Source organism: Terrabacter sp. MAHUQ-38 (assembly GCF_014518425.1).
GTDB lineage: Bacteria > Actinomycetota > Actinomycetes > Actinomycetales > Dermatophilaceae > Terrabacter.
In genome coordinates this window covers 1,493,434-1,517,731 of the sequence record NZ_JACVCU010000001.1, presented here as the reverse complement: position 1 = coordinate 1,517,731, position 24,298 = coordinate 1,493,434, and the positions used below count along the sequence as shown (strand labels likewise).

Here is a 24,298-nt window from a genome sequence, read left to right as displayed (position 1 = left end):
TCAACCGGGCCAGCTGCTGCTCCTCGATCGTGTGCAACGCCGCATACGCATCGACCAGCCGACCCTCCAACCGCGCCTTGGCCACCTCGAGCCACTCGATCTGACCCAGCACCCTGTCCGAGGCCGCGTCGAGCGCAGCATCACGCAGACCCACGTCGTCGTCCGAACCAGCAACGGAGACACCGAGACCCGAACGCTCCAGCCGCTCCGGCCCCTCGGACGCGCGCGCCGCCACCGGCACCGCGTGACCACAGGAACCACCTGCGGCACGCCTGAACGGCATTTCGAGCACGAACTCGAACGGCGAGCGCCGGGCGTCGAGGAATGGCACGAACTCACTCCTCTCACCCGGTCGCCGTCTCTCTCAATTAGAACATTTGTTCGATTCGATGACAAGGCCTCTTCCACACGCTGCGCTTGCAGCGCTTGATCTCGTCGCGCACGAGCAGATCGGTGAAGACGTTGTCCCAGAAGATGTCGAGTCCTCTTGTCGGACCGCTGAACTCGGGCACGGCAACCCCTGGCATCCGCAGGTCGTCGACCTCGCGGGTGAACCGGTCGAGCGCCTCCCCGGCGCGACCCCGATGACGAGGGGAACGACCTGCCCGACCACGACTCGGTCTACGACGAGCCGAGCGGCACGCCGATCGAGGAGCGCGAGCTGGTGACCCGGTTTGCGCGGCTCAGCGCCGCCTACGCCGGCGGCGGCTCGGTGGAGACCCCGGCCCCGATCAATCGCCGCTGACGCCGCTCAGGATCGCACGCACGACCGCGACCGTGTGCTGCTCGAAGGCGGTCGTCTCGTCGCGGAGCGCCAAGAGCTCGGCGGTCGACGTCGCATCGCCCTGCTCGTGACCGACGAGGGCCGTACCCACCCTCGCGTCAAGATGAACGAGGGTCCGCACCAAGGGGTCCAGCCGCTCGTACGTGGCCGGTGCACTGAGGCTGGCGACTGCGACCTGGGCGGACACGAGCCGCGGGAGCAGCTCACGCATCGAGTCCTCGTAGCGACGTGCCTCGACCAGGGACTCCTCCACCGGGCGGCATTCCACCGCCCAGGTGACCCAGGCGATGGCCTGCGTGCCCGTGGCGACCAGCTGGACGAGGTCGAGCAGCGACTGGCGAGCCGCCCGGGTCAGCTCGTCGTGCCGGGCCGCGTCGATGCGTTCACGCTCGAGGCGCATTTGGTGCCGCGAGCTCAGGAGCGAGCCGGCGATGCCGGCGACCGCCCCGATGGCGGTGCCCAGCAGGCCGGCGAGGGCGGCATCCATGCGCCCAGTCTGCCCCGCGAGCAGCGCGCGCCCCGGCGAAACGGAGCAGGGCGCCGTCAGGGCCCGGTGGGCCGAGGCGCGGCCGCAGTCACCAGGAGGTGTGGAGCGGACGTCCCTCGGCGAAGCCGGCCGTGCTCTGGAGCCCGACGACCGCCCGCTCGTGGAACTCCTCGAGAGTGCGCGCACCGGCATACGTGCAGCTGCTGCGCAGCCCCGCGATGATCTGGTCGATGACATCCTCCACGGAGGGCCGCGCGGGGTCGACGTACATGCGAGCAGTGCTGATGCCCTCCTCGAAGAGCGCCTTGCGGGCGCGGTCGTATGCCGTGTCGCTCGCCGTCCGGTTACGCACCGCACGGGAACTGGCCATGCCGAAGGACTCCTTGTACTGGCGGCCGTCGTTGTCGGTGTAGAGGTCGCCGGGAGACTCGAGCGTGCCGGCGAACCATGAGCCGATCATGACGTTGGAGGCGCCGGCGGCGAGCGCGAGGGCGACGTCGCGCGGGTGCCGCACGCCGCCGTCTGCCCAGACGTGCTTGCCGAGCTCCCTTGCAGCCGTGGCACATTCGAGGACCGCCGAGAACTGCGGGCGACCCACTGCCGTCATCATGCGCGTCGTGCACATGGCCCCGGGTCCGACCCCGACCTTGACGACGTCGGCGCCGGCCTCGATGAGCTCACGCGTGCCGGCGGCCGACACGACGTTGCCCGCGACCACTGGCACGGCAGGGTCGAGCGCCCGGACGGCGCGCAGCGCGTCGAGCATCTTGTCCTGGTGCCCGTGCGCGGTGTCGATGACGAGGACGTCGGCGCCTGCCTCGAGCATCTCGGCGGCCTTGGCCGCGACGTCGCCGTTGATGCCGACGGCGGCAGCGACGCGCAGCTGCCCGGCAGCGTCGACGGCCGGCGCATAGAGGCCGGCGCGGATCGCACCGCCGCGGGTGAGGATGCCGACGAGCTCACCGTGCTCGGAGACGACGGGGGCGACCTTGCGGCGCACGATCGAGAGCCGCTCGAAGGCCTCCTGCGGGTCGATCGTGTCAGGGAGCACGACCATGTCCTCGTGCATGACGTCGTGCACCTGGGTGTAGCGGTCGACGCCCGTCAGGTCCTTCTCGGTGACGATGCCGACCGGCTTGGGTCCGTCGACGACGACCGCGGCGCCGTGGGCGCGCTTGCCGATCAGGACGAGGGCCTCACCGGCCGTCATGTGCCGCTCTAGCGTGATCGGGGTGTCGTGGACGAGGTGGCGCTGCTTGACCCAGCCGACGACGTCGCGGACGACCTCGGCAGGGATGTCCTGCGGGATGACGGCGATGCCACCACGGCGGGCCACGGTCTCGGCCATGCGGCGGCCGGCGATGGCGGTCATGTTGGCGACGACGAGCGGGATCGTCGTGCCCGACCCGTCGACGGTCGACAGGTCGACGTCGAGGCGGCTCGTGACGGACGAGCGGCTCGGCACCATGAAGACGTCGTCGTAGGTGAGGTCGAGCTGGGGCTGGAGGCCGTTGAGGAACTGCACGGGCACCCATGCTAGGCCGCCCACACGGGTTCCGGCGTCTGGGACTGCAGGCTGGACGGCGGCCTCGACGGTGCGTACGCGGCGCCGGCGGTCAGGGTCTACCCCCAACCGCCCCTGAGGTCGACCCCCATTCCGCGGCAAAACCCTGTGCCGTGAGGACCACCGGACCTAGCGTTGGTGCGGGCCGCTGGCGTGCGACCTCACTCCAGCAGAGGGGGAACCACCATGGAAGACAACAAGACCGGCGAGATCGGGCGCCTCGCCCGGATACCGTCGTCACGGCTGACGAAATGGTTCGTCGTCGGCTTCTGGATCGTCGTCGTCGGGCTGCTGTTCGGGCCCGCGTCCAAGCTTCCCGACGCCCTCAACAACGAGGCCGCGTCCTGGCTGCCGGAGGATGCCCAGTCGACCCAGGTGGTCAACCAGATCAGCGACTTCCAGAGCACGAACGAGTTCCCGGCCGTCGTCATCTACGAGCGACCCAGCGGCATCACCCCGGAGGACCTGGAGGCCGTCACCGCACAGGTCGCGCGCTTCAACGCACTCGAGCCGGTCAAGCGAGACGCGGTCGGTCCGATCCCGTCTGCGGACAAGCAGGCCCTGCAGGTCATCGTCCCGGTGGACGCCGGCGAGGCCGGCTGGGACTCGCTCGGCACCACCGTGAACCAGATGCGCGACGCGGCCGAGGACACCCCTGCCGGCCTGTCGATGCACATCACCGGGCCGGTCGGCTACGCCGCCGACTCGTCGGAGGCCTTCTCCGGCATCGACGGCAAGCTGCTCTACAGCGCCATGGCCGTCGTCATCGTGATCCTCCTCATCACCTACCGCAGCCCCATCCTGTGGCTCATCCCGGTGCTGTCGGCGGGAACTGCGCTCTTCACGGCGCAGGGCGTCATCTACTACCTCGCCGACGGTGACACGTTGACGGTCAACGCCCAGAGCTCCGGCATCCTGACGGTCATCGTGTTCGGCGCCGGCACCGACTACGCCCTGCTGCTCGTCGCGCGCTACCGCGAGGAGCTGCGGCGGCACGAGGACCGGCACGAGGCGATGGCGTTCGCCCTGCACCGCGCCGGCCCCGCGATCTTCGCGTCCGGCGCCACCGTCATCGCCGGGATGCTGTGCCTGCTCTTCGCGACGATGAGCTCGACGAAGGGCCTCGGGCCGGTCGCGGCCATCGGCGTCGCCGTCGGCCTGCTCGTGATGCTCACGCTCCTCCCGGCGCTGCTCGTCGTCCTCGGCCGGTGGGTGTTCTGGCCGGTCCGCCCGAGCTACGGCTCCGTCGACCACACGCGTGACGGGATCTGGGCCCGCACCGGCGCCCGCATCGCCGACGCCCCACGCCGCACCTGGGTCGTCACGTCGCTGCTGCTCGCCATTGCGTCGCTCGGTGTCCTCCAGCTCAACGCCGTCGGGCTGTCCAACAAGGACTCCTACTACACGACCCCGCCCTCGGTGATCGGCGAGGAGATCGCAGCCAAGCACTTTCCCGCTGGCGCCGGGTCCCCCGTGCTGGTTCTCAGCGACGAAGCGGCGGCAGGAGCTGTCTCCGACGCCGTGGAGGCGGTTGACGGGGTCGATGCAGTCACACCGGCGGTCACGCGGAACGGACGGTCGCTCATCCAGGCGACCCTCGCCGACGCGCCGGACTCGGACGCGGCGACGGTCACGCTGGACCGCATTCGTGAGGTGATCGCGACGGTCCCCGGCGCGAACGCCATCGCAGGCGGGGACACGGCGACGCGGGCCGACACGCTGCGGGCGAGCGCCGACGACAACGTCAGGATCATCCCGGTGATCCTCGCCGTCGTGCTGCTGATCCTCATCCTGCTGCTGCGCTCGGTCACAGCGCCCCTGGTCCTCATCGCAACGGTCGTGCTGTCGTTCGCAGCCGCAATCGGCTTGTCGGCCTTGGTGTTCCGTCACGTGCTCGGGTTCGCCGGCGCAGACTCGTCGCTCCCGCTCTTCGTCTTCGTGTTCCTCGTCGCCCTCGGCATCGACTACAACATCTTCCTCATGACCAGGGTCCACGAGGAGGCCAGGCAGGTCGGTACGCGACGCGGCGCCCTCATCGGGCTCGCCGCCACGGGCGGGGTCATCACGTCCGCGGGGCTCGTGCTTGCCGGCACGTTCGCCGTCCTCGCGACGATGCCGGTCGTCGCGTTCGCCGAGATCGGGTTCGCCGTCGCGCTCGGCGTCCTCCTCGACACCCTCGTCGTCCGCCTGGTCCTCGTCACCGCACTCAACCTCGACATCAGCGGCCGGATGTGGTGGCCCAGCCGACTCGCGCGCGACGACCGGGCGTTGAGCGAGCGGGCCGACGCCTCCGGTCGCGCGGTCGAACCCGAGCTGGCCCGCACGACCTGAGCAGATCGGACGGTATACCCCGTTCTGCCTGTGCGCGGGGCCTCACCCGAGGACGATGGAGGGTGGGCGCGGGCCCGCGTCCCGGACCGATTGGGGGAACGCCATGACGGACGCACCGCACGTGTGCTTCGACCGGATCCTTCCGAAGGACCTGATGCGCCCTCACCGGCGCGAGCGAGGACCCGGCGGCGCGGACCGCGCGATCTCGCCGATCGGCAAGGCGTGGATGAACGGCACCACCCTCAAGGTGCGCTTCCTCGAGGGCACCCCGGCCCAGCAGGCCACGGCACGCGATCAGGCCGGCTGGTGGCAGGAGGCGTGCAACCTCCACTTCGACTTCGGAAACCACCTGGACGCCGACATCCGGATCACCTTCGACCCAGCGGACGGGGCGTGGTCCTACGTCGGCACCGACAACACGAGCATCCCGGCCGACGAGGCGACGATGAACCTCGGCTTCCTCGACGGCGGCACCGCGGCGCACGAGTTCGGGCACGCGATCGGTCTGGCGCACGAGCACTCGAACCCAGCGGGCGGCATCCAGTGGAACGAGCCCGTCGTCATCGCCGCGCTGGCTGGACCACCGAACTTCTGGGACGAGGCGAAGGTGCGGCACAACGTCTTCCGGAAGTACGCCCTCGACCAGATCAAGGGCACGCAGTTCGACCCCGACTCGATCATGCTCTACGCGTTCCCCGCGGCGTGGACGCTCAACGGTGTCGCGACCCACGAGAACGAGGTCCTGTCCGCGCTCGACACGGCGTTCGTCGCCGGGGCCGCGATGTACCCGAAGGCGGCGCCCGTCGTCAGCGACGCGACGATGCTCGAGGTGGACGGCCCGAAGGTCGAGGCCTCGATCGGGAAGGAGGGCGAGGAGGACCTCTACGCGTTCGACGCCTCGAGCGAAGGCCTCTACGAGGTGACGACGCGCGGCTCGACGGACGTCTTCCTGTCGCTCTTCGGTCCCGACAGCGAGACGGCCCTCATCGCCGAGGACGACGACAGCGGCTACGGCCTCAACCCGCGGATCCGCACGGCCCTGACGCCGGGGCGCTACGTCGCCCAGGTGCGCCATTTCCGGCCGAGCGGGACGGGCAGCTACTCGATCCGGGCTCGCCGCCGCTGACGTCGCACGCACCGCCCTCCACCGAGGACGGATGCCGTCCGCTCACCGCCCGACGGCATCCGCCCTCGCGCGCTTCTGCCCTGGGCGTACCCCGTTGATCTTCCGCAGTAATCGAGTAATGCTGATTACATGATTACGAACGAGAAGCTGGAACGGGTGCGGGGCTGGTTCGTCGGCCGCCTGCCCGAGGAGTGGCGCACCACCCCACCCGAGATCACCGTCGACCGCGAGGAGATCACCGTCGTCCTCACGATCGGCGACGTCGACCTGCCCGACGGGTCGAGCGATGCCGAGCGCGACGAAGCACGCGCCGGGCGCACGAAGGCGTTCCGTGAGGACACGCGCGGTCGCCGCATCGAGATCGCCCGCGAGGCCGAGCACCGGTTCGAGCGCAAGGTCTCGTGGGCCGTCCGCGTCGGAGACCGCACGGAGCTGTTCACCCACGTCGCCGCGCCCGCCATGACCCGCCTGCGCCAGCCCGAGCGACTCGTCCTGGACACGCTCGTCGACGCCGGCGTCGCCCGGTCGCGAGCCGAGGCCCTCGCCTGGTGCGTCAAGCTCGTCGCACAGCACGAGAGCGACTGGCTCGGCGAGCTGCGCGAGGCCATGTCGCACGTCGCGGACGTCCGCACCAAGGGCCCCGCAGCGTGACGACCCGCTGACGGCCGGCCACCTCGCTCGGGGTGGCCGGCCGTCAGGAGCTGATGCCGGCCCGGGCGAGAAGCCGACGAGCCTGCCGGACGACCGCCTCGTCCACGAACCGCCCGTCCGCGAGAGCGACCGCACCGCGCCCCGAGTCGGCGCCCGTGGCCGCTGCCTCGACGACCTCACGGGCCCGCGCGATCTCGACCGCGCTCGGCGCGAAGACGTCTTCGATGACAGGCAGCTGGACCGGATGGATGGCGGCGCGGCCGACCAGACCGAGTCGGCGACCCTCGATGCACGACTGCCGCAACGCGTCGAGGGCACGCACGTCCGTGAAGACGGACATCGAGGGCGGCTCGAGCCCGGCGGCGGCCGCCGCGACGACGACCCGGGACCGCGCGAACAGGAGGCCGCGCTCGTCGGCGACGCCGAGGTCGGCGCGCAGGTCCGCCTCACCGAGCCCGATCGTGGCGACCTGGCCGTGCGCCCGGGCCAGGTCGTGCGCGGCCTCGAGGCCGCGGGCCGACTCGACGAGCAGATGCAGCGGTCGGGGGCCCACTGCCTCGGCGATGTCGACGACGTCAGCGGGCTGCTCACACTTGGGCACCCGGACCCCGACGTGCGGCGGGAGAGCCGCGACCATTCCGAGGTCTGCCTCGGCCCACCGGCTCCCCAGCGCGTTGACCCGCACCTGGCAGGGTGTGGTCGCGCCGGCAGCCGCGCGCTGGGCAGCACGGCGCGCGGCGTCCTTGACGTCCTGCGCGACGGCGTCCTCGAGGTCGATGACGACGACGTCCGCCCCGGACGCGAAGGCCTTGGGGATGCGGTCCTCCCGGTCGCCCGGCACGTAGAGCCAGGTGAGGGGGGAACGACGCGACGGCCCCGTGCCGGGGACGGGCGACGTCACGAGTCCACCCCCGGGCCGGCGGCAGCGCCGGATGCGCCCAGTCGCGCGATCTCCTCGGCGTCGTAGCCGAGCTCGCCGAGCACCGCTGCCGTGTCAGCGCCGGGAGCCCGACCTGTCCAGCGGGTCGGCGCGTCGCCCTCCGACATGCGGAAGAGCGCGCCCTGCATCGAGAGCTCGCCGAGATCGGGGTCGGGCACGCGACGGATCGTGCCGATCGCCCGGAGCTGGGGGTCGGCGACGATGTCCTCGGCCGTGTAGATCGGTGCGACGGCCGCCTCGGCCCGCTCGAACTGCGCGACCACCTCGTCCCGGGTGTGCCGTGCGATCCAGCCGCCGACCGCCTCATCGAGCTCGTCGGCGTGCTCGGCGCGCGAGCGGCCTGAGCCGAACCACGGCGCTTCGACGAGGTCGGCACGTCCGACGAGACGGACCACCCGCTCCGCGATGGTCTGGGCGCTCGTCGAGACCGCGACCCAGTGGCCGTCGCTCGTCTCGTAGATGTTGCGCGGCGCGTTGTTGCTCGACCGGTTGCCCTGACGGGGCTGGACGGTGCCCAGCTGGTCCCAGCGAGAGATCTGAGGCCCGAGCATGGCCATGATCGGCTCGACGATGGCGACGTCCACGACCTGACCGCGGCCGGTCCTCTCACGCTGGTGCAGGGCACTCATGACAGCGAAAGCCGTGGCGAGCGAGGCGATCCCGTCGGCAAGGCCGAAGGGGGGCAGCATCGGCGGACCCCCGGGCTCGCCACTCGACGCGGCGAAGCCGCTCATCGCCTCGGCGAGCGTGCCGAACCCGGGGCGGCGCCGGTAGGGCCCGACCTGCCCGAAGCCGGTGACCCGGGCGAGGACGAGGCCGGGGTTCTCGGCGGACAGCTCGTCGTAGCCGAGGCCCCAGCGCTCGAGCGTGTCGGGCCGGAAGTTCTCGACGACGACGTCAGCCGTGGCGGCGAGCCGACGGAACGCCGCCGCACCACCCTCGGACGAGAGGTCCAGCTGGACCATGCGCTTGTTGCGCCCGAGCGTCTTGAACCAGAGGTTGTGGCCGTCCTTCTCGGGACCGTGGCCCCGCGCCGGGTCCGGGCGTCGTGGGTGCTCGACCTTGACGACCTCCGCCCCGAGGTCTCCGAGGTGCATGGCCGTCATCGGCCCGGCGAAGAGCGTGGACGCATCGACGACCCGCAGGTCGGCCAGTGCGCCGGCAGTCGGCTCGGTCACTGGCTCGGACACTGGCTCGGTCATGGGGTGCCTTCCTCGGTCAGGTCCCAGGCCACCCGGAAACCGATGCTCGTCGAGCGACCGCCGCCGAGGCCGGGGACGAGGTACTTCGCCGAGAAGCCCGGTGGGCGGATCCCTCCGTCGAAGTACCAGTCGGAGCCGTGGGACTCATGGTGCGATCCTCCCTTGAGGATCGCGTATCGGGTGCGGCCGTCGCTGCGTTCGCTCTCCGTGAGGTTCCAGACCTCCGGGCGGAGCCGGTCCAGGCCTTCCCCCTCTCCGGCGAGCTGCCACTCGTCCTCGGTGGGCAGGCGCGCTCCCAGCCATACGGCATACGCCCGCGCGTCGGCGAGGTCGACCTCGGTCACGGGACGACGTGGGTCGCTCTCCGCCGTGGGACGGCCCGCCCACGCCGGCGGCCGGCCGCCCGGCACGGCTGGTGCATGACCGGTCGCCACGACGAACTCCGCGAACTCGCGCTCCGAAACCTCGAGGCGTGCGACCGCGACGGGTGCTGGCACGTCGACGACGCGGTCGACCGTGCGCAGGTCGTGCAGACGTGGAGGGAGCGGCTTCCACTCGTCGACGAAGGGCGCCTCGTCGTAGAGGCCAGTCTCGCGGCAGCGGTAGCGCACCGTGACGACGCGGCGACCCGGGTCGACGATCGAGACGGGGACGTCCGCCTGTGGTGTGGCGCGGCTCCTCGGTGTCGGCGCAACGCGTCGCGACAGCCGGTGGCCGAACCGCGCGGCCGGCTCGGCCGGCTCGTCGGTAGGCAGCCACGACGTGTCGGCGCCATCGGGCGCCCACCACACCCCACCGACTCCCCGGGCCGGCACGCGCACCTCGACCTCGCCGGTGCCGAGGCGGACACCGGCCCACACGTCGTGGGCGACGAGGCCGCCCGCTCCCGTGAGCGCGACGGTGACGTCTGCCCCGCTTCGGTTGACGAGGGGCAGGAACGTTCCGGAGCCGTGCTCGTAGCGGGCTGCGAACACCCCTGCGGCTGCGGCAGGTTCACCGATGTCGACGAGCGGGGTCCACTCCCCCTCGGTCAGCACGTCGACGAGGGCTCGCTGGGTCCGCGTCATCCGGCGCAGCATCTCCGCGTCGCGGGGGTTCCACCCCACCCAGACGCCGAAGACGACCTCCCACACCATGACGCCGACCCCGTTGAGCCACGCAGACTGGAGCTCCTCGGCATGGTGACGGTTCCACCGCCGCACGTGGTGCATCTGGTGGCGCTGCTCGAACCAGCGTGACCGGATCACTCCCGGGACGGGTGAGTCGGCGAACCACTGCGCCCACGAGAGCGGGTGGTCGACGAGCCGGCCCAGCGCGAGCGTCGACTCGCCCTCGACGGCGACCCCCGGGCGCGCGGCGTCGACGCGCTCGAGGAGCTCGCCGCCGCCCTCCTTGAGCGTGTCGAGGAAGACACCGTCGATGTCGAGGTCGCGCACGAGCGAGGCCAGCTCGGCGGCGTCGTCGCCGGACCGGCGGGTGCCGACGTCCCAGGGGTTGTAGTCGACGAAGACGCGGATGCCCGCCGAGTGCAGGTCGGCGACGAGCCGGTCGAGGCCCGGCACGGACCGGTAGTAGTCCCACTGGTTGCGGTCGTCGATACCGATGACGGGGTAGGCGTGCCACAGCACGATGCCGTCGAACCCGCCGAACCTCTCGAGCGCATCGGCCAGCAGGCGTTCCGGTGTGAACGTGTGGGTCTCGAAGTCATAGAGCAGCTCGTCCCACAGCCAGACCTGCGACACGACGAAACAGCCGCGGGCCCAATGCAGGTCGTCGCGTCGGTAGAGCGTGTCGTCGTGGTCGAGCCGCGCGCGGGCCTCCGTGCGCCAGCGGGTCAGCTGGTCGCGCCACCGGGGCCAGTCTGCGGGGTCGTCCGGCGCCGCGAGGATCTTTCCCGTGTCGAGGACGGACAGGTCGGCGTCGTCGTCGAGCGGCACAGCGCGCGGACGGTCCAGCGGTCGGGGGACGAGCGGGTCGAGGGCATCATCCACGCGAGTCCTCCTCGCCGAGCCCGTACGCCGTGAGTGCCCGCTCGCGGGTCCGCGCAGCGCTCGGCACCGCGTCCTGCGCACCCTTGCCCTCGACGGCGACCGAGGCCGCGGCTGATGCGAGACGCAGTGCCGAGAGGTCGTCGTCCCCGCGCGCGAGCGCAGCCCCGAGGACACCGCAGAAGGTGTCGCCGGCCCCGGTCGTGTCGACGGCGTCGACGCGGGGAGCCGGGACAACGGTCGTCCGACCGCCTCGCCGGTCGAGTCGGGCGCCCGCGGCGCCGAGCGTCACGAGGACCGCAGGGACCGACTCGAGCAGGGACTGCACCGCCTCATCGACGGTCGGCGCGGCACTCAGCCCGAGGGCCTCGTGCTCGTTGACGACGAGCAGGTCGACCGCGGCGAGCAGGTCGGCGTCGACGGCGGCATACGGCGCTGCGTTGAGCACGAGGAGCGCGTCGGGTCGCCGGGCACGAGCTGCGGCGAGGACGGTCGGCTGCGGGATCTCGAGCTGGGCCAGCACGACGTCGGCGGCACGCACGAGCGCCGCGGCGGCATCGTCCAGGCGGACGTCGTCGTTCGCACCGGCCGCGACGACGATGGTGTTCTCGCCCGAGCGGTCGACGGTGATGAGGGCGGTCCCCGTGGGCGACGCCGAGGTCGTCAGGCACGAGCAGTCGATGCCGTCGGACTCGAGCGAGGCTCGGAGCGCGGCGCCGTCAGGGTCGTCACCGACCGCGCCGACCATGGCTGTGCGGGCACCGCCGGCGCGGGCCGCGGCAACGGCCTGGTTCGCCCCCTTGCCACCGCCGCTGCGTCGCACGGTGCCACCGAGGAGGGTCTCGCCGGGCGCCGGCAGGCGGTCGACGGTCACCGAGACGTCGAGGTTGACGCTCCCGACCACGACGACGGAGCCGCTCATCGGGCACCTTCGGACAGTGCAACGGTGGCCGCCGCCAGCCCGGAGAGCGAGAGCTGGGACGGGCCGGGCAGGCTGGTGGAGAGACGGTCCTGGAGCGGCGAGATCCACTGCTGCGGAAGGGCATCGGCGCCAGCGACGGCCCCGACGACGCCACCGACGGTGGCGCCGACCGAGTCGGTGTCCCAGCCGGCCGTCACGGCGACGCAGATGCTGCGCCCGAGGTCTCCGTCGCCGCGCGCGAGGGCGAAGGCGATGGTGGCGGCGTTGTTGGCCACGTGCACCCAGTGGAGGTGGCCGAAGTCGGCGTGCAGGGCGTCGAGCGCCTCGTCGTCGGTGAGGTCGGAACGGCCGAGCTCGGTGCCGCGGCGGACGGCCACCTGGACCAGGCCACCGGGCTCGAGCACGGTGGACGCGTCGTCGAGCACCACCTGGACGTCCTCAGCGGCCACGGCGAGCGACGCCAGGGCGGCCGCCCACAAAGCGCCTTCGACGCCGGCACCGGTGTGGCTCAGGCGGGCGTCGGCCCACATCGAGCGCATGGCCCCCGACACGTCGCCGGGGTGGGCCCAGCCGTGGACGTCGGCTCGGATGAGCGCACCGATCCATTCGCGGAAAGGGTTGCGCTCGAGGGCGGCCCGGTCTGGGTCGACGCCCTCGAGCAGGTTGCGGTAGGCCACGCGTTCGGCCGTGAAGACCCGTCCTCCGGGGAGGTTGTCGAGCCAGGCCTGTGCGACGTCGTCCGTCGTCAGCGCGTCCCCGTGTGTCTCCAGGAGGCGCAGCGCGAGGACGGCGAAGTTGAGGTCGTCGTCCTCCGGCATGCCCGCGATGTTCTCGGCGAGGCTCGTCGGGGCGCTGCGGCGGTTCCACGGCCACCGGGACGCGACGTCGGCGCTCAGGCCCTCCGCCGTGAACCAGTCGTCGAGCGGCCAGCGACCCGTGTCGCGCAGGATCTCCTCGATGCCGGCGCGCGGGATCTTCTCGACGGGCTTGCCGAGCAGGCAGCCCGCCGAGCGGCCGAGCCAGCCGCCGTGCACCTTGTCAGCCAGGTCGGCGCCGGCACGGCCACCGCGCTGGTCCACGCCCGAGGCGCGGTCCAGCGCAGCCGCGAGGTCAAAGGGCATCGCGGGCGCCGCCTCGTCGACGGCCCCGAGCAGCTCGGCCGCGAGGGCCCGCAGCCGTGGAGGCGCGGGCTGGTCGGCCGCACCACTGACCGGGACGGCCGGCGAGCCACCGGCGTCGGTCCACCGCCGTTCAAGGCCATCGACGTCGGCCCCCTCGGCACGAGCCTGGACGAACGCGTGGAGCAGCAGGTCCTCGGGCTGCACCCAGGTGAGCCTCATGCCGTGCCCAGCAGGCCGTCGATCTGGCCGGCGCGGGCGAGGAGCCGCTCGCGGTCGGCGGCCAGCACACGCTCGGCCACGTCGGCGAGACGATCCGCCGAGGCGGTCACGTCCGTGCGGCTGTTGGTCTCGACGGTGGTCAGCCAGTCAGCCGGGACGACGTCCGCGCCGCCGAGGCCGCCGCAGACGGCTCCCGCCATCGTCGCGATCGAGTCGGAGTCACGCCCATAGTTCACCGCCCCGAGAACTGCCGCCGAGAAGTCGCCTCCGTGGGCCACGACGAAGCCGATCGCCACGGGGAGCTCCTCGATGGACTTCGTCCGCGACGGGCGCCGTGCGTCAGCGGCCGGCTGCCGGTAGTCGGGACCGACCGTGTCGTACGGCTCCACAGCGGCCCGCAACGCCGCTGCCAGCACGTCGGGGTCGTCGGCCGGCACCGAGCCGGCCGCCTTGACGACCGCCTCGATGGCCGACCGCGTGCCGTCATGAGCGACGTCGAGGCAGGCGTCCACGATGCCCGCCGCGTCGGCGCCGGGCGCCAGAGAGGCCGCGACCGCGGCGGCGAACACTCCTGCCGCCTCGCGTCCGTAGCTCGACTGGTGCGGAGCCGCGAGCTCGATCGCCTCGGCGTACGCACCCCTCGCGTCGCCGGCGTTGACGACTCCGACCGGCGCCATGTACATCGCGGCCCCGCAGTTGACGATGTTGCCGACGCCGGCCTCACGTGGGTCGACGTGCCCGTAGTGCAGCCGCGCCACGATCCACTTCTCGGCGAGGAAGATCCGCTGGAGGAGAATCGCCTCCCGCTCGAGCTCGGGGATCCACGTGGGCTCGTTGATGAGGCGCGGCACGAACTCCTCGGCGACGGCGTACGCGTCAAGATGGCGTGGCCGGGCGGCATACGTGTCGATCAGCGCCCGCGTCATGAGGGTGTCGTCGGTGATGTGGCCGTCGCCCTTGTGGTACGGCGCGATCGGTCGTGCCGTGGCCCACTCCTCCGCCGCCCAGGGCGGCACGATGCCGGTGACCCGGCCGCCGTGCCGCTCCTGGATCTGCTCGGGCGTGTAGCCCTCGGTCGCACCGCCGAGCGCGTCGCCGACGGCCGCGCCGGTGATGACGCCGTGGATGCGCCGCCTCAAGTCGTTCACGTGAATGCCCTTCGTGTCGTTGCGGTTCCGTGGCGCAGGGGCGGCGGGCCGCCGCCGCCCCCACGGATCAGCGGTTCACCTGGGTGAAGCCCTCGGTCAGTGCCTGCGTGAGCCCGGCGTCGTCGATCTGGTTGGCGAGGTACTTCTGGAAGCTCGGCGTGGCGATGGTGTCCTTCCACTGCGTGTAGGCGTCCACGGCGAGGAAGGGTGCGCCGGTCAGACCCTGTGCCGACTTCATCGTCATGTCCCAGCCGTCCTTGCCTCCGGTCGAGGAGAGGATCAGGTCCTGGGCCTTCTTCGAGGCGGGGATGAGTGCGTCCGCCTGGTTCAGCTTGGCCATGTTCTCGGCGTTGGCGAAGTAGGCGACGAACTCGGCGGCCTTGTCGGCGTTCGGCGAGTCCGCGTTGACCGACAGCGTCTGCGGGTTGGCGGCCTGAGCGGTCCCCTGCGAGCCCGAGAGCGGCGGCAGCTCGACCCAGTCGAGGCCGGCAGGTGCGTCCTTCTTGATGTTGGCGGCCTGGAAGGAGCCCTGGACCGTCATCGCAGCCTTGCCCGCGTAGAACGAGGCGAGGGCCTGCGACCCGGACTGCGTGAGGGAGACCGGGTCGATGCTCTTGTCGGTGTAGGCCATGTCCTTGACGAGCTTCGGCACCGCGAGCTCACCGGCGCCGACGTTGATCTTGGCCTCCTTGCCCGTGCCCGAGAAGAAGGTGCCGCCGGAGGTGAGCGCGAGGCTCATGAAGGTCGCGGTCGGGCTCTTGAGGCCCCAGGCGAGACCGAACTTGCCGTCCTTGGTGGTCGCCTTGGCGAGTGCGCGGAACTGCTCGAGCGTCATGGAGTCGCCGGTCGGGACCGTGGCGCCGGAGGCCTCGAGCAGCTTCTTGTTGGCGAACACGACGTACGTCTGGAGCTCGGTCGGCATGGCGATGACCTTGTTGTCGACGGTGACCGACTTCCAGATGCCGTCGGAGATGTCGCTCTTGAGCTCGGCCGGGACCTTCGAGGTCAGGTCGGCGAGGTAGCCGTCGCGGGCGAAGGGCACGATGCTCGCGGCCTCGTAGTGGATGATGTCCGGCGCGGCGTTGCCGTTGAACTGCGTGACGAGCTTGTCGTAGATGCCGTCCCAGCCTGCCTGGATCAGCTCGACCTTGGTCTCCGGGTGGGCGCTGTTCCACGAGTCGACGATGCCCTTGACGGCCTCGACGGCCGCGGGCTGGTCCTGCAGCGACTGGAACTTCAGGGTGACGGAGCCGCCCGCACCGGTGCCGCCGGCCCCCGCGTCGGGGTTGGTGGCGGATCCTTGCGAGCAGGCGGCGAGCAGGACGGCGGCGAGGGCCGCTCCTGCGAGTGCGAGGCGACGGGTTCCCATGGTGTGCTCCTTTGCGTGATGGGGACGTGGGGTGGGTTTGCTGGTGTGGGCGATGGGGATGGGTCGGACGGTGGGGCTCAGCCCTTGACGGAGCCCGCAAGCAGCCCGCCGGTGAGGCGACGCTGGAGGATGGAGAAGACGACGAGGCTGGGGATCGTGGCGAGGACGGCGCCGGCGGCCAGCGGCCCGAGGGCCACCTTCCCCTCGCCGCCGACGAACATCTTGAGGGCGACCGGGAGCGTGTAGTTCTCGGGTGACTGGATGAGCACGAGGGCGAAGAAGAACTCGTTCCACGCCGCGACGAAGGCAAACATGGCGGTCGCGACGATGCCCGGCATGAGCAGTGGGAAGACGATGCGGCGCAGAGTCTGGAAGCGGCTCGCACCGTCGATGGCAGCGGCCTCCTCCAGGTCGGTCGGGATCGCCGCGACGAAGCCCTGGAGCATCCACAGCGCGAACGGCATCGTGAAGGTCGTGTAGACGAGCACGAGCCCCAGCAGGGTGTCGACGAGGCGGACGTCCCGCAGGATGATGAAGAGCGGGATGATGATGAGGATGACCGGGAAGACCTGGCTCACGAGGATCCAGCCGACCCCCACGGCGCGCAGCCGCCCCTTGAAGCGGGCGAGCGCATACGCCGCCGGCATCGAGAGCAGCACGACGAACACCATCGAGAGCAGCGACACGACGAGGCTGTTGACCGCGGACCGCGTCAGTCCCTGCTTCTGCAGGGCGACGGCGTAGTTGTCCCAGTGGAACTGCTTCGGCAGCAGGCTCATGTCGAGCGCTGCCAGCTCCTGCGACGACTTGATGGAGGCCGAGACGAGCCACAGCAGCGGGAAGCCGAGGAAGAGGATGTATGCCGCCAGGGCGAGGTACTGGAGCGCCTTCACCGGGGGTGAGGTGCGGTTCATGCGGACTCCTTCCGGAACTGCGTGCGCAGGAAGCCGGCCAGGATGAGCACGACGACGATGACGAGCACGACGCCCATGGCCGCGGCGTAGCCGATGTTGCGGTTCTTGAACGCCTCTAGGTAGGTGAAGAGCATCGGCAGCATCGTCTTGCCTCCGGGACCGCCCTCGGTCATGACGTACACGAGGCCGAAGCTGTTGAAGTTCCAGATGAAGTTCAGCGACGTGATCGACACGACGATGGGGCGCAGGCTCGGCAGCGTCACGTTGCGGAAGCGCTGCCAGGCCGAGGCGCCGTCGACCGCCGCCGCCTCGCTCAGCTCGGCGGGGATCTGCTGGAGCCCGGCGAGGAGGGTCACGGTGGTCTGCGGCATGCCGATCCAGACCCCGACGACGATGACGGCGGGCAGCGCGGTGTTGAAGTCGCCGAGCCAGTTGATGCTGCTCGGCAGCCCGACCGCACCGAGGGCCGCGTTGAGTGGCCCGCCGTTGGGCGTGTAGATCATCGTCCACATGATCGCGACGACGACAGGTGGCATGGCCCATGGGATGAGCGCAAGAAGCCTTGTGAGAGAGCGGAACCGAAGGTCGGAGTTGAGCAGCAGGGCGAGCCCCAGAGAGGCCACGAGCTGCAGGAGCGTGACGGACACCGCCCAGATGAGACCGATGCGGAAGGAGCTCCAGAAGAAGGAGTCGCCCGCGAGGCGCGTGAAGTTGTCGATGCCGACGAAGTCAGCGGTGTCGTTGCGCCGCAACGTCGCGTCGGTGAACGCGTACCAGACGCCCTGGAGGAGCGGCAGGACGCTGAAGATGACGATGGGCACGAGCGACGGGAAGACGAGGGCGATCGCCTCGCGACGCTGCTGGCTCGAACGGTCCTGGCGACCGCGGCGGGGCCGGCGGTCCTGCGTCGTGGGTGAGGGTGCGACTGTGGACGTGATGGTCATGCGTCGGCTTTCGTCGTGGTGGACGGCGTGGAGGGAGTCGCGGTCGACTCCCGCGCGACGAGCTTCGGGGACACGAAGCGGGTCTCGACGGTCGCGCCGGGGTGCTCCAGTCGCCGCAGGAGCAGCTCGGCGGCGAGCCGGCCACGCTCGTGGGCGCCCAGCGACACGCTCGTGAGGCTCGGCCGGAAGATCGAGGCCATGCCGATGTCGTCGACTCCGACGACGGCGAGCGACCGCGGGATGGACCGCCCCGCGTCGAGGGCTGCCCGTGCGAGTCCGAGGGCGACGAGGTCGTTCGCCGCGATGACGGCGTCGACGCGCCGGCCGGCCGAGGTGGCGACCTCGGGCCAGGCGGCCTCGCCCGCCTCGACGGTGAAGTCCTCGGCCTCGATGACGAGCACCTCCCGGCCGTGCCGCTCCGCGGCGCCGACGAAACCGGCCGATCGCGACCGGCCCGGGGTCGTGTCCCGTGGGCCGTTGACGAAGGCGATGCGTGAACGACCGGAGTCCAGGAGGTGGTCGTAGGCCAGGGAGACGCCGAGACCCGAGTCGGTGCGGACCTGGTCGAGCCGGTCGTCGTCACCGATGTCACCGATGACGACGACGGGGACGGGTGCTTGCGCCAGGGCGTCGATGAGCTCAGGCGTGCGACGCAGCGGGCTGATGATGAGGCCGTCGGCGTAGCCGCGGGACATGCCCTCGACGAGCTCGACCAGGTCGGCCGGCCGGCGCCCCGTGGACGAGACGAGCAGGCGCGACCCCGAGCCGAGGAGCCCGGCCTCCACGCCGTGCATCATGAGCGCATACACGGGGTTGGCGATGTCGTCGACGGCGATCGCGAGCTGGAGCGGGCGCCCGAGCTTGAGGGCCTTGGCCGCGGCGTCGGGGACGTAACCGAGCTCCTCGGCTGCGCGGCGCACGCGCTCCTCGGTGTCGGGGCGCGCCGCGATCCCGTTGAGGACGCGGGACACGGAGGCGACGGAGACCCCGGCCCGTTGGGCCACCTCGGTCACGGTCACGCGACGCGGCATCCTCGCCTCCTTCGAACTGTAAACGTTTACAGTTCAGAACTGTGCCTGCCACCGGCTGCCCTTGTCAAGCCCTCCAACCGCCGGGGACGACGAAGGCCGGCCCGCGCGGTGCGCGGGCCGGCCTGTCAGGTCAGCGGAACTCGAGTTCGCGACTCCGCCCGGCGAACGGGGCGAGGTGATGCGTCGCGACCCAGCCCGACGGCATACCTCGGATCGCCCGGGTGTCGGGCGTCAGCCCTGGTCACTCCCCCGCTTGACCGCGGAGATCTCGAACTCGAGCGAGATCTTCTCGGACACGAGGACGCCGCCGGAGTCGAGCGGCATGTTCCACTCGAGCCCGAAGTCGCGGCGGTTGATCCGGCGCGAACCCTCGAAGCCGGCGCGCAGGGCCCCGAACGCGTCGGTCTGCACCCCCATGAGCTCGAGGGGGATCGTCACAGGCCTGGTGACGTCGCGGATGGTGAGGTTGCCGGAGACCATGTACGCGTTCTCCTCGACCTCCTCGATCTGCGTGCTCTCGAAGTGGATGTCGGGCCACTTCTCGGCGTCGAAGAAGTCTGCGCTGCGGAGGTGGTCGTCACGCTGCTGGTTGCGCGTGTCGACGCTCGCCGTCCTGAGGGTGACCTCGGCGTACGACTTCGACATGTCGTCGACGTCGGCGTAGAACCGGCCCGTCACGTCGTTGAACGAACCGCGCACGGTCGTGACCATCGCGTGCCTGGCCGAGAACCCGATCCGGGTGTGGGCCGGGTCGAAGTCCCAGTCCCCGCTCAGCTCAGATCCCTTGTCGGTCATGGGCTCTCCTGCGGATCGATGGTTGAGTCGCGGCATCCTCTCACGACCCAGGTCATCGAGTCCTTCTCCGTCGGCAGAATGGTTGGCAAGTCCGTTGGCTGGGTGCGACCCGTGGCCCCCGAACGGCCGACCTCCGTCGTACGCCGTCACGATCCCGCACAACCGCTCGTGGCGCCAGCCATGGGCGGTTTGTGAGATGGCCCGAGGGGTCGGCTATAGTTCCTCACGTTGTCACGGCCAGGTAGCTCAGTTGGTACGAGCGTCCGACTGAAAATCGGAAGGTCGGCGGTTCGACCCCGCCCCTGGCCACCACCACGAAACCGCGGGTCAGTATGTCGCTGACCTGCGGTTTTGCCGTTCTCAGGGCCACCTTGCCGGCGTTCGTGAGCGCTGGCTCGCGTTTCGCCAGGTGGTTTCCCAACGGCAACGAGATCCTTGGGTGGCCCGAGCCCGCGCCGACCCGAGGTCGGGTAGTCAGCGCTTGGTCTCGTACCTGGTCAGGAGGACGCCGTCGGGAAACGTCCGGGTCTCCAGCAGGTTCAGGTTCACCCAGTTGTCCAGGGTTGTGAAGAAGGGCGTGCCGCCGCCTACCAGGACCGGGTGGGTGACGATCGCGTACTCGTCGATCAGCCCGGCCCGCATGGCCGCCGCGGCGAGGGTGGCGCCGGCGACGTCCATGGGACCGCCATCCTCAGTCTTGAGCCGGGCGATCTCGGTGACAGCGTCGCCCGTGACCAGGCGGGCGTTCCAGTCGACCGCGCTGGTCGTCGAGGAGAACACCACCTTCGGCATGTCCCGCCAGCGGCGGGCGAACTCGATCTGCGCCGGTGTGGCGCCGGGCTGTTGGTCGGCGGTCGGCCAGTGGGAGCTCATCGTCTCCCACAGTCTGCGTCCGTACAGCGCCAGGCCCGTCGCCCCCACCCGGTCGGACCACCACTGGAACAGCTCGTCACTCGGCACGCTCCACCCGAGGTCGCCGCCGGGCGCGGCGATGTAGCCGTCCAGGCTCAGGTTCATGCCAAAGGTCAGTTTCCGCATGCCGTCAGCCTCCCGTGAGTCGCCCACGAACCGTCAGGATCCCGCCCCACATCATCCCGCCCCTGAGGCAACACCAACGTGGCGGGCATTCGCAGCCTCGAGCGCTTCGGACGGCAGAACTACAGTCACACCACGAAGCGGCATCTGCCGTTCGGCCACGCCGTGACAGGCGGGGACCTGCCCATGCTCACCGTCGCAGAGACGGTTCTGTTCGGCCTCCTCGTGCAGCTGCCGGCAGCGGCCCTGTCGTAGCGTCTCGGCAGCTCCAGCCATCTCGATGTCGTCGGGCGGCCCGGCATGGAGAGCGCCGCCACGAGAGGCACGCTTGCGATGCCGAGCAGACCCGGGTGAGCTCCGGGAGTCCCGGCCACAGCACGCCCAGTCCTTGGAACGCCCGGTTGCACCGTCGTCCACACAGGTGCCCTCAGGCGAGCAGGAAGCAGCGGACCCACAGGTAGGCAGCCTCGCCGTTGCGCGAGAAGGAGTTTCACGTCGGCCTTCCAGGGGGACGTGATCATCGACCCATGCGGGCGCGATCGCCGACCGGGCGGCGCCGGGACGCGAGCGGAAGGAAATGAGTTGTGCGCCTGGGGGCGACCGGCTTGGTTCGTGCTCATGACCGCTGTGAGTGATCTCGACCGTCCGGACCGCTACCCACGTTCGTCCCGCTACGACCCAGGCTGGCTGCTCGACCTCGACATGGGGCCGAACCCCTTGTGGCTGCTGGAAGACCTCGCCCGAGATCTCGATCTGCGTCCGGGGATGAGAATTCTCGATCTCGGTTCCGGCAAGGGAGCCACGTCGGTGTTCCTGGCCCGCGAGTACGGCGCGCGCGTCGTCGCGGCCGACTGGTGGATCGCCCCCGAGGTTGCCGCAGCCGTCTTCGCTGAGGCGGGCGTCGGCGACAAGGTGGAGGCCGTGCGGGCCGAGGCGCACGTCCTGCCGTTCGAGGAGGAGAGCTTCGATGCGATCGTGAGCATCGACGCGTTCGAGTACTTCGGCACAGCGGACAGCTACCTGCCCTACCTGGTGCGGTTCCTCCGCCCGGGTGGCCAGCTGGGCATGGCGACTCCGGCCATGACCCAGGAGGTCCGCGACCTCGGGGTGATCCCTCCGCACCTCAAGCAGGTGTTCGGCTGGGAGCCGATCGCCTGGCACACGGCGGAGTGGTGGCGCTTCCAGTGGGAGATCACCGAGTTGGTGACCGTCACGTCCGCGCGCCTGCAGCAGGACGCCTGGTGGGACTGGTTGCTGTGGTCCCGAGCTCGGGCGGAGCACCAGGTGGAGGGCCGGCGAACGAGCCAGACCCTCATCGACCTGCTCACCAACGACGGCGGAGAGCTCCTCTCCTTCGCCCTGGTGACGGCTCGCAAGAGCTGAGCAGGAACTTTGCCGCCGTGCGGTCTTGACAGGACCCGACGGTGGAGTCACGCTGACATGCAACATAGTGGATCCAATATATTGGAGGCATAGCATGGCAGCTCACAGCGTGGTTAACCCGTCAGCACTCCCTGCCGCGGCCCAGGCGCCGAGGCGGCGGTGGTGGCAGGTGTGGAAGCTCCCGGTCGGCGTCCAGTCCCTCATCGGCGTGGGCGTGGGTGCGCTCGTCGGCGTGCTCGCGCCGGGAGTCGGCGAAGGCCTCAAGCTGGTCGGTACGGCATTCCTGAACCTCGTCCAGATGGTCGTGGTGCCCCTGGTGTTCCCGTTGATCGTGCTCGGCATCGCTCGCATGGAGTCGGTGAAGAAGGTCGGCCGGATGGCCGGCAAGGCGATCCTCTACTTCGAGGTCGTCACCACGCTCATCCTGGTCCTCGCTGTGACGCTGGCGAAGCTGTTCGACATCGGCGCCAACGCACCAGTGGCGACCGCTGACCCCTCGGCGGTCGCGCAGCTCGACAAGGGGATCGACTTCGCCGAGCTGCTGCTGCACGCGATCCCGAAGAACGTGTTCGCCGCCTTCTCCGAGGGCAACCTGCTGGCCGTCATCCTGTTTGCCACCTTCCTCGGTGTCGCACTGGCCGCGGTCGGCGAGCCGGGCAAGCCAATGACCACGGTGCTCGACTCACTGGCCGCGGCCATGTTCAAGATCGTCGGCTACGTCATCCGGCTGGCCCCGCTCGGCGTGCTCGGCTTCATCGCCTACGACGTGGCCCACTACGGCTTCGGCAACCTCACCAGCCTGCTCGGCTTCATCGGGGTGGTCTACCTCGGCCTGGTCATCGTGCTCGGCGTCATCTTCCCCATCATCGCCGCGAGCTTCGGCGTCCGGTACGTGCCGCTCCTCAAGAGCATCGGCGACCTGGCCGGGCTCGCCTTCGTCACCCGCAGCTCCGAGGCCGTGCTCGCTCCACTGCTGCTGCGGCTCGAGAAGTTCGGCATCAGCCGCTCGACCACCTCGTTCGTCGTGCCGCTCGGGTACTCGTTCAACACCGACGGCTCCGTGCTCTACCAAGCCGTCGCCCTGGTCTTCCTCGCCAACGCCTACGGGCTGGACACCTCCCTGCCGGCGCTGATGCTCATGGTCGGCGTGCTGGTCATCCTGTCCAAGGGAATGGCCGGGGTCGCCTCCGCATCGATCGTCGTCCTGCTCGCCGCGGGCGCCACGATCGGCCTGCCACCTGAGGGTGTGGCACTGCTCCTCGGGGTCGACTTCATCGTCGACATGGCGCGGACCGGCGTCAACGTCGTCGGCAACTCCCTGGCCGCAGCCGTGATCGACAAGTCCGAGCTGAAGTCCGTGGCGAAGGCCCAGGCCAAGGCCGGCGACACCGCCCGCACCACCACCGGCGCCAGCACCACGGTCCACGACTCCACCGAGCTCTGCGCCGCCACGCCGGTGAGCACCCACGAGGACAACGCCGTAGACAACACCGACGCCGTCCCGTCCTTCGCGGGCACCTCCAACGGCCACTCCAAGGCGCACGGCGACCGGACATGACCACCGACACCGGCCACGTCATCGGCATCCTCGGTGGGATGGGTCCGGCGGCCACCGCCGACTTCTACACCAAGCTCGTTGCCCTCACCTCCGTCGCGACCGACCAGGACCACCCCAAGGTCGTCATCTGGGCCGACCCCACCATCCCCGACCGGACCCTCGCCCTGACCGAGGGCGGCCCTGACCCCACCCCCTGGCTGCTGCGCGGAGCGACCATCCTGCGTCGTGCCGGCGCCACCCTGCTGGCCATCCCCTGCAACACCGCCCACGCGTTCCTGCCCGCCGTGTCCACCCAGCTCGGGCTGCCAGTGGTGCACATGGTCGACGAGGTGGCCAAGCACCTCGTCACGGCGCTGCCCCACGTCCGCGCCGTCGGGTTGCTGGCCACCACCGGCACCATCCGCGCACAGCTCTACCAACAGTGGCTCGCCCAAGCCGGGATCAGCGTGGTCACCCCCGACCAGCACCTGCAGTCGACCCACGTCATGCCCGCGATCCGGGCCGTCAAGGCAGGCTCCCGGGACGAGAAGGTGGCCGAACAGCTGACGACGGCGGCTCGCCACCTGTTCGAGCGGAGCGCCCAGGTCATCGTGGCCGGCTGCACGGAGATCCCGTTGGGCCTGCCCCTCGGGCAGGCGCCGTGCCCCGTCATCGACCCGGCGACGGTGCTTGCCCAAGCCCTCCTCGACCGGGTGGACCAGACCAACCAGCACCCCAGGGGCCGTCAGCTCGCTGACGCGCTCTGAGCAACGACGCACTGTCGTTCGCGGGCCAGGCCAGAGTATT

Annotated in this window: 21 protein-coding genes, 1 tRNA gene and 1 pseudogene; 8 read left to right on the top strand and 15 right to left on the bottom strand. The window is 70.6% G+C overall.

Annotation, left to right across the window (positions count from 1 at the left end; translation table 11 throughout):
• The 3 genes and pseudogenes from H9I49_RS07015 to H9I49_RS07005 form a co-directional block, all read right to left on the bottom strand.
• Window positions 1–331 (bottom strand): annotated as a pseudogene (locus H9I49_RS07015) (hypothetical protein); the annotation flags it as partial.
• A 400-nt stretch (window positions 332–731) separates the two neighbouring features.
• Window positions 732–1,271 (bottom strand): hypothetical protein, encoded by a 540-nt coding sequence (locus H9I49_RS07010; protein ID WP_188029531.1) that lies wholly within the window; start codon window positions 1,269–1,271, stop codon window positions 732–734.
• An 88-nt stretch (window positions 1,272–1,359) separates the two neighbouring features.
• Complete coding sequence (locus H9I49_RS07005; protein ID WP_188029530.1) at window positions 1,360–2,796, bottom strand: GuaB1 family IMP dehydrogenase-related protein; 1,437 nt, start codon at window positions 2,794–2,796, stop codon at window positions 1,360–1,362.
• Between the two features lie 225 nt (window positions 2,797–3,021).
• Here H9I49_RS07005 and H9I49_RS07000 point away from each other — a divergent pair, with 225 nt between their 5' ends.
• The 3 genes from H9I49_RS07000 to H9I49_RS06990 all read left to right on the top strand — a co-directional run bounded on the left by H9I49_RS07000 (window position 3,022) and on the right by H9I49_RS06990 (window position 6,943).
• A complete protein-coding gene (locus H9I49_RS07000) occupies window positions 3,022–5,166 on the top strand; it encodes an MMPL family transporter (protein ID WP_188029529.1) in 2,145 nt (714 codons plus the stop codon).
• A 103-nt stretch (window positions 5,167–5,269) separates the two neighbouring features.
• On the top strand, window positions 5,270–6,292 hold the full coding sequence (locus H9I49_RS06995) for a M12 family metallopeptidase (protein WP_188029528.1): 1,023 nt from the start codon (window positions 5,270–5,272) through the stop codon (window positions 6,290–6,292).
• Between the two features lie 129 nt (window positions 6,293–6,421).
• On the top strand, window positions 6,422–6,943 hold the full coding sequence (locus tag H9I49_RS06990; protein WP_188029527.1) for a hypothetical protein: 522 nt from the start codon (window positions 6,422–6,424) through the stop codon (window positions 6,941–6,943).
• Between the two features lie 43 nt (window positions 6,944–6,986).
• On the opposite strand, the gene H9I49_RS06985 is transcribed toward H9I49_RS06990, so the two are convergent.
• The 11 genes from H9I49_RS06985 to H9I49_RS06935 all read right to left on the bottom strand — a co-directional run bounded on the left by H9I49_RS06985 (window position 6,987) and on the right by H9I49_RS06935 (window position 19,536).
• Window positions 6,987–7,844: a CoA ester lyase gene (locus tag H9I49_RS06985; RefSeq protein WP_188029526.1), complete on the bottom strand. Its 858-nt coding sequence runs from the start codon at window positions 7,842–7,844 to the stop codon at window positions 6,987–6,989.
• The gene (locus tag H9I49_RS06980) at window positions 7,841–9,085 is read right to left on the bottom strand and encodes a CaiB/BaiF CoA-transferase family protein (RefSeq protein WP_188029525.1); all 1,245 of its coding nucleotides are present in this window, start codon (window positions 9,083–9,085) and stop codon (window positions 7,841–7,843) included. Before H9I49_RS06980 ends, H9I49_RS06985 begins: the two co-directional genes overlap by 4 nt.
• Complete coding sequence (locus tag H9I49_RS23765) at window positions 9,082–11,076, bottom strand: SUMF1/EgtB/PvdO family nonheme iron enzyme (RefSeq protein WP_188029524.1); 1,995 nt, start codon at window positions 11,074–11,076, stop codon at window positions 9,082–9,084. Before H9I49_RS23765 ends, H9I49_RS06980 begins: the two co-directional genes overlap by 4 nt.
• Entirely contained in the window at window positions 11,069–11,995 is a 927-nt protein-coding gene (locus H9I49_RS06970) for a PfkB family carbohydrate kinase (RefSeq protein ID WP_188029523.1), read from the bottom strand. Before H9I49_RS06970 ends, H9I49_RS23765 begins: the two co-directional genes overlap by 8 nt.
• Entirely contained in the window at window positions 11,992–13,320 is a 1,329-nt protein-coding gene (locus H9I49_RS06965; protein WP_370587460.1) for an ADP-ribosylglycohydrolase family protein, read from the bottom strand. Before H9I49_RS06965 ends, H9I49_RS06970 begins: the two co-directional genes overlap by 4 nt.
• A gap of 11 nt (window positions 13,321–13,331) precedes the next feature.
• Window positions 13,332–14,483, bottom strand: coding sequence for an ADP-ribosylglycohydrolase family protein (locus tag H9I49_RS06960; protein WP_188029521.1), 1,152 nt, complete (start codon window positions 14,481–14,483; stop codon window positions 13,332–13,334).
• A gap of 67 nt (window positions 14,484–14,550) precedes the next feature.
• Window positions 14,551–15,852: an ABC transporter substrate-binding protein gene (locus H9I49_RS06955; protein ID WP_188029520.1), complete on the bottom strand. Its 1,302-nt coding sequence runs from the start codon at window positions 15,850–15,852 to the stop codon at window positions 14,551–14,553.
• 77 nt (window positions 15,853–15,929) lie between these two features.
• A complete protein-coding gene (locus H9I49_RS06950; protein ID WP_188029519.1) occupies window positions 15,930–16,766 on the bottom strand; it encodes a carbohydrate ABC transporter permease in 837 nt (278 codons plus the stop codon).
• Window positions 16,763–17,710, bottom strand: coding sequence for a carbohydrate ABC transporter permease (locus tag H9I49_RS06945; RefSeq protein ID WP_188029518.1), 948 nt, complete (start codon window positions 17,708–17,710; stop codon window positions 16,763–16,765). Before H9I49_RS06945 ends, H9I49_RS06950 begins: the two co-directional genes overlap by 4 nt.
• Complete coding sequence (locus tag H9I49_RS06940; protein ID WP_188029517.1) at window positions 17,707–18,741, bottom strand: LacI family DNA-binding transcriptional regulator; 1,035 nt, start codon at window positions 18,739–18,741, stop codon at window positions 17,707–17,709. Before H9I49_RS06940 ends, H9I49_RS06945 begins: the two co-directional genes overlap by 4 nt.
• 231 nt (window positions 18,742–18,972) lie before the next feature.
• Window positions 18,973–19,536, bottom strand: coding sequence for a YceI family protein (locus H9I49_RS06935; RefSeq protein WP_188029516.1), 564 nt, complete (start codon window positions 19,534–19,536; stop codon window positions 18,973–18,975).
• Window positions 19,537–19,771: 235 nt separating this feature from the next.
• On the opposite strand from H9I49_RS06935, the gene H9I49_RS06930 reads away from it, so the two are divergent.
• Window positions 19,772–19,848: transfer RNA gene (locus tag H9I49_RS06930), tRNA-Phe, on the top strand.
• Between the two features lie 162 nt (window positions 19,849–20,010).
• On the opposite strand, the gene H9I49_RS06925 is transcribed toward H9I49_RS06930, so the two are convergent.
• Window positions 20,011–20,574: a dihydrofolate reductase family protein gene (locus tag H9I49_RS06925; protein ID WP_188029663.1), complete on the bottom strand. Its 564-nt coding sequence runs from the start codon at window positions 20,572–20,574 to the stop codon at window positions 20,011–20,013.
• 78 nt (window positions 20,575–20,652) lie between these two features.
• Here H9I49_RS06925 and H9I49_RS06920 point away from each other — a divergent pair, with 78 nt between their 5' ends.
• From H9I49_RS06920 to H9I49_RS06905, 4 genes are all read left to right on the top strand, one after another.
• Window positions 20,653–20,826, top strand: a complete 174-nt coding sequence (locus H9I49_RS06920) for a hypothetical protein (protein WP_188029515.1) — start codon at window positions 20,653–20,655, stop codon at window positions 20,824–20,826.
• A 363-nt stretch (window positions 20,827–21,189) separates the two neighbouring features.
• Entirely contained in the window at window positions 21,190–21,954 is a 765-nt protein-coding gene (locus H9I49_RS06915) for a cyclopropane-fatty-acyl-phospholipid synthase family protein (RefSeq protein ID WP_188029514.1), read from the top strand.
• A gap of 169 nt (window positions 21,955–22,123) precedes the next feature.
• Window positions 22,124–23,512 carry a dicarboxylate/amino acid:cation symporter gene (locus H9I49_RS06910; protein WP_223128270.1) on the top strand — a complete coding sequence of 463 codons (1,389 nt, stop codon included), beginning with the start codon at window positions 22,124–22,126 and terminating at the stop codon, window positions 23,510–23,512.
• On the top strand, window positions 23,509–24,258 hold the full coding sequence (locus H9I49_RS06905; protein WP_188029512.1) for an aspartate/glutamate racemase family protein: 750 nt from the start codon (window positions 23,509–23,511) through the stop codon (window positions 24,256–24,258). Before H9I49_RS06910 ends, H9I49_RS06905 begins: the two co-directional genes overlap by 4 nt.
• Window positions 24,259–24,298: the final 40 nt, after the last annotated feature.